General features: G+C 68.2%; 9 protein-coding genes and 2 pseudogenes. 8 read left to right on the top strand and 3 right to left on the bottom strand.

Features of this window, described 5'->3' with window-relative positions:
* Window positions 1–590 (top strand): tRNA methyl transferase PRC-barrel domain-containing protein (locus tag ACTWPW_RS61310; RefSeq protein WP_443174594.1); only part of this gene is annotated, 590 nt, incomplete at its 5' end.
* 96 nt (window positions 591–686) lie between these two features.
* Window positions 687–1,364, top strand: a pseudogene (locus ACTWPW_RS61305) (IS982 family transposase); the annotation flags it as partial.
* Window positions 1,365–1,582: 218 nt separating this feature from the next.
* Here ACTWPW_RS61305 and ACTWPW_RS61300 read toward each other — a convergent pair.
* The gene (locus ACTWPW_RS61300; protein WP_443174593.1) at window positions 1,583–2,092 is read right to left on the bottom strand and encodes a GNAT family N-acetyltransferase; all 510 of its coding nucleotides are present in this window, start codon (window positions 2,090–2,092) and stop codon (window positions 1,583–1,585) included.
* A gap of 592 nt (window positions 2,093–2,684) precedes the next feature.
* Entirely contained in the window at window positions 2,685–3,263 is a 579-nt protein-coding gene (locus tag ACTWPW_RS61295) for a TetR/AcrR family transcriptional regulator (RefSeq protein WP_443174592.1), read from the bottom strand.
* 91 nt (window positions 3,264–3,354) lie between these two features.
* Between ACTWPW_RS61295 and ACTWPW_RS61290 the strand changes: the two genes are divergently transcribed.
* A complete protein-coding gene (locus ACTWPW_RS61290; RefSeq protein WP_443174591.1) occupies window positions 3,355–4,776 on the top strand; it encodes an MFS transporter in 1,422 nt (473 codons plus the stop codon).
* A 448-nt stretch (window positions 4,777–5,224) separates the two neighbouring features.
* On the opposite strand, the gene ACTWPW_RS61285 is transcribed toward ACTWPW_RS61290, so the two are convergent.
* On the bottom strand, window positions 5,225–5,368 hold the full coding sequence (locus ACTWPW_RS61285) for a hypothetical protein (protein WP_443174590.1): 144 nt from the start codon (window positions 5,366–5,368) through the stop codon (window positions 5,225–5,227).
* A 2-nt stretch (window positions 5,369–5,370) separates the two neighbouring features.
* On the opposite strand from ACTWPW_RS61285, the gene ACTWPW_RS61280 reads away from it, so the two are divergent.
* From ACTWPW_RS61280 to ACTWPW_RS61260, 5 genes and pseudogenes are all read left to right on the top strand, one after another.
* Window positions 5,371–6,180 (top strand): DUF6192 family protein, encoded by an 810-nt coding sequence (locus tag ACTWPW_RS61280; RefSeq protein WP_443174589.1) that lies wholly within the window; start codon window positions 5,371–5,373, stop codon window positions 6,178–6,180.
* Between the two features lie 168 nt (window positions 6,181–6,348).
* On the top strand, window positions 6,349–6,600 hold the full coding sequence (locus tag ACTWPW_RS61275; RefSeq protein ID WP_443174588.1) for a hypothetical protein: 252 nt from the start codon (window positions 6,349–6,351) through the stop codon (window positions 6,598–6,600).
* Window positions 6,601–6,604: 4 nt separating this feature from the next.
* On the top strand, window positions 6,605–7,213 hold the full coding sequence (locus ACTWPW_RS61270; RefSeq protein ID WP_443174587.1) for an IS5 family transposase: 609 nt from the start codon (window positions 6,605–6,607) through the stop codon (window positions 7,211–7,213).
* Window positions 7,214–7,667: 454 nt separating this feature from the next.
* Window positions 7,668–8,444: pseudogene (locus ACTWPW_RS61265) on the top strand (IS256 family transposase); the annotation flags it as partial.
* A gap of 55 nt (window positions 8,445–8,499) precedes the next feature.
* The coding region (locus ACTWPW_RS61260; RefSeq protein ID WP_443174586.1) for an ISAzo13 family transposase at window positions 8,500–9,607 on the top strand (1,108 nt) is incomplete at its 3' end.

Below are 9,607 nucleotides of genomic sequence, written 5' to 3'. Positions count from 1 at the left end.
GCGACTCGACCAAGGCCGAGGTGCGCGAGGAGGCCGCCAGGCGCGGCCTGACCGTCGCCGACAAGCCCGACAGCCACGACATCTGCTTCATCGCCGACGGCGACACGCGCGGCTTCCTGGCCGAGCGGCTCGGCTCGGCCGAGGGGCCGATCGTCGACGAGAGCGGCGCGGTCGTGGGCAGCCACCAGGGCGCTCACGGGTTCACGATCGGGCAGCGCAAGGGCCTGCACATCGACCGGCCGGCCGCCGACGGCCGGCCGCGTTACGTGCTGTCCATCGAGCCGGTGTCCAACACCGTCACGGTCGGCCCGCGCGCGGCGCTGCAGGTCACCTCGATCGTCTGTGGCAGCCCCGTCTGGAACGGGCCCGTCTGGAACGGGCCGGTCCGGAACGGGCCGTCCGCCTCCGACGACGTGACCGTGCAGCTGCGGGCGCACGGCGAGGTCTACCCGTGCACGTTCGAGGAGATCGCGGGCGGGCTGCGGATCGACCTGGGCCGGGCGGCCACGGGTGTCGCCGCCGGCCAGGCCGCGGTGCTCTACTCCGGCTCGACGGTCATCGGGTCGGCGACCATCGTGTCCGCCAGCTGAGGGTGGCGACCAGCCGAGAGCGGTCGCCTAGCGAGTAAGCCCAAGTGGCTGCGGTATGCAGTGCGGGAAATGATGAAGGGTGTTGACGATCGGTTGGTGACAACAGACCTCAACGCCCCTCCTCGCTGCACTGTACGTCAGGATCGACGACTGGCTTGGCCACCGGCCGTGGGTGGGACGCTAGCCGAAGCTGACCGATGCTGAAACCGCTCGTTCTCGCGGTGGTTCAGGTCCTGCTCGGCATTCATTCCGAGGCGCGCTGGCTGCGTGACGTTCCCGAGCGCCTGCCCAATGCCTTTCCCAGCGTGCCCGGCCAGTCCGGCTACAACAAGCGCCTGCATAAGGCCCTGCCCCTCTTCAAGCGAGCGATCGGCGCGTTGGCACACGAGACCGACCTGTGGGCTGATCCCGTGCGGGTCGCCGATTCCACCCCGTCGAGTGGGGCCGCTGCCGCTCCACCTGCCACTCGCCCTCGCATTCGCGCTGTTTCCGGGGCCTGCGCCTGCGCCTGATCTGCACTCCCGCCGGCTTCCCGATCACCTGCGCCCTGGCCACCCCGAACAACGACGGAGGCCCGGTGCCGATGGCCATCTGCGAGCACGATCCCCAGCTGCTGATCGACCGAACCGCCTCCTGATCATCGCCGACAAGGGCTACGTCTCCGCCGAGCTGGACGCCTTCCTGGCCGAACGCGGCGTGCGGCTGCTGCGCCGGTCCTACCGCAACCGCACACCCCGCCCGGGAGAACGCCTGCTCAAACCGATCCGCCGACTGAGGGCCTCAAGGTCGAAGGGTTGCTCTGAGGCCGGAGGTGGAGTTCTTGCGCGCCCTGTGCGGCGCGAAAGCGGCGTTCGTGCCCGGAAGGCTTACGGTGCAGCGGCCCAGTCCCGCTGATGATCCGGTCGTAGCGCCATTGGGGATCAACGTGGACGCCTTCGGCACCGGCCCCGGCCGGCCCTTGACGGTATCGATGGATCACCTCAATGCCCCAGTCACAGGTCCGATGCGCCGTTAACCTCTTTGACGTAACGATGACACGGAACCGGGATGGGCCCGGCGGGGCCGTGGGCGGAATAGTCGAACGGACCGCCGTCCCGCCACCCGTTGCGCTCATAGAATCTGCGGGCCCGGACATTGCCGGCGACCACCGCCAACCACGCCTGCGCGTGACCGTTCGCCCTGACGATGCGCTCCGCTTCGGCGAGCAGGGTGGGCGCGACATCGGTGCCGCGCCGTTGCCGGGCCACGTAGACCTGCTCCACCTCGTCACCGACCACCATCACGAATCCGGCCACCTCGCCACCGACGACTGCCACAACCGTGTCGCCCACGCGCTGTTCGGCGCGGGTGTCAAAAGATTCTCGGGTGCGGACCGCGACCAACTCTTGGGGGATATGCCCCAGATGCCCGTCACACCACCCCTCGTACCAGATCGCCGCGACCAACTGTGCGTCTTCACAGATCGCCGGCCGCACCCGCACGTCGCCTTCGCTGACTACCATCCGCTCACACCATCCAGGTCGAAGTAGGCAAGGACAAGAAAATTTTAGGATCCTCAGGGCAGCGCCCTCACGGCGTCGTGTGTGACTCTACGGCCTCTGAGCAGGAATGAGTCCCTTGAGTAGGCGTGCTCCTGTTCGAGCATCGGCAGATGCCCGAGCAGGCAGGCCCCCGATGCCGCACCGGAGCACATGACGCCGCTGACGGCCGCGGCCCTCCGCCGGTGGATGGCCGCAGCCAGCCGATGACGCAGGTGGTGTCGAACTCACCGATGACCACAACAAGCACCCGGACATCGGCCCCGCTGCGCTCCAGCCGTCGCGTGCGCGCTCTCGGCGGCCCGCACACACGATCGACGATCGGCTTGCTACCGGCTTGCTACGAGCGTTGTCCAGGTGCCGGGCCGTCGTCACCGGCGACGTGGGTGCGCCGGTGACCAGCGCCTCTATGGTCGAGATGGCAACAACTCCTCGGCGGTGTCGCGGCGTGCGCGCCCCAGGGCGAGAAGCGATCGAGCAGGAAGCACCCGCCCGCCGCCAAGCCAAGCGACCAGAAGGCCGCGTACTCACGTGCTCACCTTACGGGACAGGCCTTCTAGCCGGTCAGCACCGATTGCACGGACCTGGACACCACATTGGTGGCCTCATCTGCGGGCAGGTGTCCCGCGCGCACCTCGTTCGCCGCTCCGTGCAGGATGTAGTGCACGAGGCTGACCAGCCAGGCGGCGGTCAGGTCGGTGCGGAAGACGCCTTGTTCCTGGCCGCGGCGGATGAGCTCGGCCATGCGCCGGGCGGGTTCGGCGTGGAGCTCTCGCACCCGTCCCGCGGGAAGGACTGCCTCCGCCGCGCTCAGCAGGGCCGCGGACTCGGCCACGAGCTCCCAGCTCGACGCCAGCAGTCGCGTCATGGCGTCGCGGGCGTCTCCGCTCAGGTCGAGCGAGGAGAGGGTTTCCTCGCCGGCTCGCAGCGCGTCCATGAGCGCGGCTTGCACCAGGTCGGCCCGGGTGCGGAAGTGACCGTACAGCGTCATCCGTCCGACACCGGCAGCCTGGGCGATGTCGTCGGTGGTCGCGTTCGGATCCGAACTCATCAAGGTGCGCGCCGCGGACACGATGTTGGCGATGTTGCGCTCGGCATCGGCACGGCGTCTGGAGCGTGCGGAGGATGAAGCCATGCGGACAGTCTAACTCGTATGGGGATATACGGGTTATAGTGGCGGCTAGTTCTCGTATATGAGAGTACGAGTTTTCTCCCCGGAGCGTCCAATGACCCATGAAGCAGTACGGCAGACCTCACCCCCAGAGTCGCATCCGGCGCGATGGCGCATTCTCGGCTTCCTCGGGGTGGCACAGCTCATGCTGATCCTCGACGTCACCGTGGTGGCCATCGCGCTGCCCCATATCGGGACGGACCTCGGGCTCAGCCGTGAGGCGCTGACATGGACGGTCAGTGCCTACACGCTCACCTTCGGCGGATTGATGCTGCTCGGCGGACGCATCACGGACCTGGTGGGAGCCAAGCGGGTCGTGCTCGCCGGGCTGCTGCTGTTCGCCATCGCATCGCTGGTCACCGGGCTGGCCGGGTCCGCCGGCGTACTCCTGGGTGGTCGCGTCGCCCAGGGTGTCGGGGCGGCATTGCTGTCTCCCTCGGCCTTGTCGCTGGTGGTGTCCCTGTTCGACGGGGAAGAACGGAACAAGGCCCTGGGAGTCTGGGCCGCGCTCGGCGGTGGTGGCGCCGCCCTCGGCGTTCTCCTGGGCGGCCTGCTCACCGCCGGCCCGGGATGGTCGTGGGTCTTCTATGTCAACCTGCCCATCGGGCTGGTGATCGCCGTAGCGCTCGCCGTTCTGCTGCCGGTCCAGCCGTCCGCGGCTGCGGACCGGCCTCGGCTCGACGTCCTCGGCGCGTTGCTGGTGACGGCCTCCTCCGCGTCGTTGATCTACGCTCTCATCGCCGCCGGCGAGCGGGGATGGCTCACCACGCTCACCGTGGGGCTCGTCCTGGCGGCCGCCGTGGGCTACGTGGTGTTCACACTGTGGCAGCGGCGGGCCCGCTCGCCCCTGATGGATGTCCGGCTACTGGCTCGGCGGCCCGTGGCGACCGGCGCCTTCCTCATCCTGATGGCGACGGCGCTGATGATCGCGGTGTTCTTCCTGGGCACGTTCTACTTCCAGCACGCCCTGGGATACGGCGCGTTGCAGGCAGGGCTGCTGTTCCTGCCGGTGGCACTGGCGACGATGCTCGGGGCCAACCTGACCGGGCGCATGCTCGGCCGATGGGGCGGACGCACCCTGGCTGTTGCGAGTCTGACGGTCGCGGCGATCGGCATGGCCGTGCCGGCGGTGGCGATGAGCCCTGTCAGCGTCGTGGTCGGCGTGTCCGTCGCCGCGGCGGGAACCGGCGCGATGTTCGTCATCTCCTCGGCGACCGCGCTCGGTCAGGTGGCACCCCACGAGGCCGGGATCGCCTCCGGCATCGTGAGCACCTTCCACGAGTTCGGTGCCTCCATCGGAGCCGCAGTCGTGTCGAGCGTCGCGGCAGCGAGCCTGGCCGGGACCACCTTGACCGGCTTCACCAACGGGTTCATCGTAGCGGCGGTCGCGGCGGCGGTCGCCGTCGTCGCCGCCGCGCTGATGACTCCCGGCCGCTCAAGCGGGCAGGCCCCAGACGTCTCCTCACCCCCGTCCTGAATGATTCGGGTGCGGGAACGGCGAAGGCTGCCGCACGCATCCATCACACCCCGAAGAGCGCGATCACCGGACTGGCTGCCCGGGTGCTCACCTGCGGCCACGTCTGCCGCAAACCGGTCTGCGGCTGTTGCTGGGCGCCTTGGCCATCGCCTTGACCGGCTTGTATCGTCCAAGCTTCGAGCTCACCGCGGCCGTTCCCTCTCGACGGCACGCGCCTGTCCTGCGGCATGGGACCGCAGGACAGGCTGGCCTATCCCGCGTGTGGACCGCGGGCGGGAGGCCTGAGCGCAGGACAGACGCCCAAGCCGTGACAGGCGGACCAGGATTTCCTCATCTCCTCGACCTCGCGTTGCAGGTGGTGATCTGCTGGGCCAGCGCCTTGACCGTCGGATCGGCGCCCACCGCTCGTCGACGTGATCACCGTCATCACCGCCCTCGGCCTAGCCTGTCAGGCGGTGCAAGCCGAGGCCGCCTGGGCCGCCGCGCTCAGGGCGAACCGCTTGCCCACATCCAGCCGCACCTCCCCGTACGGCAGCAGGTGCTGCCAGAACGGCGCTGTCAGGCCGCGCCCGTCCCCGCCGTGAGTAATCAAGGGTGCGCCTTGGCGGGGCCGTCGCGCAGCGGCTGGAGATCGAGCCGATGCGGCCGCACGGCGGAACGCACCCGGACCGAGGCGAGGCGCTGTTCGGCGTCTTGGAATCGCTGCAGCTGTTCGCCGACGATCTTGCTATCCAGGTGAAGACACTGGAGACCTACCGCTGGGTGGCCTCCCGCTGGCCGGCCTACCACCGCCAGCACGGGGTGCCGTACTACATTCACAAGACGCTGGCTTCGCTCCGCGACGAGCAGGAGCGGTGGGAGCGGGTCACCAAGCCTTCGCTGGACCAGCGCACCAGGACGCACTGGTGGACCGACACGGCCGCCAAGCAGGCCGTCGACCAGAAGTTCGCCGACACCACCTCGGTACAGCAGAAGGTCGAGCGCATCCACGACCTGGCCCGCGATGAGCAGGTCGCCGCCGCGGTGGCGACCGATCTGCTGCGCCGTCCGGAGGTCGCCTTCAAGGCGATGACCGACACCACCGCCCGGCACCTGGTCAACCGTGCGCAGGTCGACCAGGCCCGGCAGGCGGGCGAGGCGGTCCGGGAGCGCACCCCGGCGCTGCCCCGGATCGAACGTAGCCGCGATTTCGTCGAGCTGGTCGGCGCGTGCTCGGTGTTCGTGGCCGCGGTGGGCCGGGTGCTGCCTACGCTGCGCGGGCATGCCTTCACCGCCGAGGAGAAGGCCACCGTGGCACGCAATCTCGGCCGGGCACGCGCGACCGCCAACTGGCTGGAGGCGGCCGTCGAGTCCGGCGACGTGAGCCTGGACGAGGGCCTGGCCCGGCTGCTGTGCGGCGAGTAGGGCCATGCCCTCCAGGGGCCTGGCCGCCAACGTCTGCGGCAACCAGGTTCGTATCGCGCTGCTGGAGGCCCGCCCGGCCGGGCTGACCGCCCACCAGTTGGTGGGCGCCACCAAACTGAGCCTCTATCGGTCCGCAAGGGTATCCGCTACATCCGGGAGGTCTCGGCGATGGCCCACTTGACCCCACTGATCTGGACGCCGAACGACGGCTACCGCTTCTCCTCTCAGCCCGATGACTGGATCGCCTACGAGCGCTCGCGGATGCGCACCGAACTGACCCGGAACAGCCGCCTGCTGTCGGCGACGGTCGCACCGCACGCGGCCGCCCGGCCGGAGGAGGAGTGGGTCAACCTGGTACTGGGCCAGCTCAACGTGGTCCAGTCGGCGCTGACCCTGCTCAACAAGGCCGGGCGAGCGTGAGCCGATGCGTCCGCGTCTTTATCCCTCCGACACCAGCGATGAGGAGTGGGCGCTGATCGACCCCCTCCTGCCGGTGCCCGCCTGCCAGACGCGCACGGGTGGGCGCCCGGAAAAGCACCACCGGCGCGACATCTTCGACGCGATCAGGTACGTGACCGACAACGCCTGCAAATGGAGGGCCCTGCCTGCGGACTTTCCGCCTTACCAGACCGTGTTCGGCTTCTTCAGCCGCTGGACCAGGGCCGGAGTCTTCAACCGGATCCGTGACGAGCTTCGCCGCGTCATCCGGTTGCGCGCCGGGCGCTGCCCCAACCCGGTCGCGGGCGTCATCGACTCCCAGTCGGTGCGCGCCGCGGCCACCGTGACCGGCCGTTCCCGTTCCTATGACGCCGGCAAAAAGGTGCCAGGCAGGAAGCGCCACCTGGTCGTGGACACCTTCGGCCTGCTCATGATGGTCATGGTCACGCCAGCCGGACAGCCCGACCGCGACGCCGCCCGCGAGTTACTGGCTCGGCTGCGGATGCTGCACCCGCAACTCACCCTCATCTGGGCGACAGCGCCTACGCCGGCACGCTGGTGGAGTGGGCCCGCCGCTTCCTGCGCCTCACCTTGAAGATCGTAACCAAGCGGCCTGGTCAGACCGGGTTCAGAGTGCTCGCCAGAAGGTGGATCGTCGAAAGGTCGCTTTCCTGGCTGATGAACGCCCGCCGCTTAACGTGATCGATTTCGAACGCAAGCCCTCGCACAGCGAAGCCCACCTGACCGTCGCTTCGATCACACTCATGACCAGACGGCTGACCAGGAAAAGGCCGCCGGCATGGACCCGAAGGCCAGCGTCTGTTCCGCAGGCCGCCTGAGAGGTATCGCTGGCTCAGGCAGGAATTCGACGAAAAACGGCGGTCATCCCCTCTCGTCGGGGGCGGCGACCACTGGCAGTATGTGACCGTTCTAGTACGGGACTGTAAAACTAACGGCGGATCTGATGATCAAGGGAGACACACTTGATGTCCGAGACTGCCGTGGAGTCGCTGTCCATGAACGAAGTGCCTGCCGACCCGGACCGCTCGATGACGGACGAGCAGCTGATCTCGATGCTGGTGGGTCGAGCCCGCAGCGAGGGTCTGCAGCTGACCGGCGAGGGCGGCCTGCTGCAGCAGCTGACCAAGCGGGTACTGGAGTCGGCGCTGGAAGGCGAGATCACCGATCACCTCGGCTACGACCGGCACGACCCGGCCGGGAAGAACAGCGGCAACAGCCGCAACGGCAGCCGCACCAAGACCGTGGTGACCGACGTCGGCCCGGTGGAGGTGCGGGTCCCACGCGATGTGGCCGGCACCTTCGAACCTCAGCTGGTGCGCAAGCGGCAGCGCCGGCTGTCCGGAGTGGATGAGATGGTCTTGTCGCTGTCGGCCAAGGGCCTCACGCACGGCGAGATCTGCGCGCATCTGGCCGAGGTGTACGGCGCCCAGGTCTCCAAGCAGACCATCTCCACCATCACCGACAAGGTCATGGACGGCATGGCCGAATGGCAGAACCGGCCGCTCGATCGCGTGTACCCAGTCCTGTTCGTGGACGCGATCAACGTCAAAATCAGGGACGGTCACGTCGCCAACCGGCCCATCTACCTGGTCATGGCCGTCACCGTCGAAGGCCACCGCGACATCCTCGGCATCTGGGCCGGCGACGGCGGAGAGGGCGCCAAGCACTGGCTGGCGGTGCTGACCGAGTTGAAGAACCGCGGCGTGGACGATGTTCTCATGCTGGTCTGCGACGGGCTCAAGGGCCTGCCGCAGGCGGTGGAGGCGGTCTGGCCGCGCACCATCGTCCAGACCTGCGTGATCCACCGTGGTTGTAATGAAACAACACGGTGCTTCTCGGTTTCCGGTTCGATGGCGTGGTATGGCCATCCCAGGCGAGGTCCGCGATCAGCTCGCGGCGCGGTTCGCGGTGTTGCTGCCGCATTTGAACGAGCGTCAACGGCGTCTGGCGTTAGCGACCGAGGCCCGACTGCTGGGTCATGGGGGTGTTCGGTTAGTCGCGCAGGTGACCGGGGTCAGCGAGACCACTGTCCGCAAGGGCGTGTTCGAGCTCGAGTCCGGGATTGATCCGCTGCCCGATGGGCGGATTCGGCGCGTGGGAGGTGGCAGGCTGCGGGCCGAGGCTGTTGATCCCCTTCTGCTTCCAGCGTTGATGGGGCTGGTCGAGCCGGACGAGCGCGGGGATCCCGAATCACCGCTGCGATGGACGACGAAATCGCTCCGGCATCTGGCCGCGGAGTTGTCCCGGCAGGGGCATCGGGTTGCCGCACCGACTGTGAGCCGGCTGTTGAAGGCGAACGGGTTCAGCCTGCAAGGCACCGCCAAAACCCTGGAAGGCGATCAGCATCCTGATCGGGACGCGCAGTTCCGATACATCAACGTGCAGGTCAAGGAGCATCAGGCGGCGGGCGAGCCGGTGATCAGCGTGGATGCGAAGAAGAAGGAGCAGCTGGGACTGCTGTCGATGGGCGGGCGGGAATGGCGGCCTCACGGCGAGCCGGTGCAGGTCGAGGACCACAGCTTCTGGGCCGGCCCGAACGTCGAGACGGTGGTGCCCTATGGGATCTACGACATGACTGCCAACACGGGCTGGGTGAACGTCGGAGTCGACCACGACACCGCGGCTTTCGCGGTCGCCTCGATCCGCCGCTGGTGGCAGGCGCGTGGCCAAGCCGACTATCCAAGCGCGTCTCGGCTGCTGATCACCGCGGATGCGGGCGGTTCGAACAGCTACCGCTACCGGCTCTGGAAAGCCGAATTGGCCGCGTTCGCCGCCGAGACCGGACTGATGGTCATGGTCTGCCATTTCCCGCCGGGCACCTCGAAATGGAACAAGATCGAGCACCGGTTGTTCTCGCATATCACGATGAACTGGCGGGGACGGCCGTTGACCAGCCATCAAGTCGTCCTCAACACGATCGCGGCGACCACGACCTCGGCCGGGCTGAGGGTCGAGGCCGCTTTGGATC

Source organism: Nonomuraea sp. KM90, assembly GCF_052246675.1.
In the GTDB taxonomy this organism is placed as follows: Bacteria; Actinomycetota; Actinomycetes; order Streptosporangiales; family Streptosporangiaceae; genus Nonomuraea.
The sequence above is the reverse complement of the archived record's forward strand: the minus strand, read 5'-3'. Positions and strand labels throughout refer to the sequence as shown.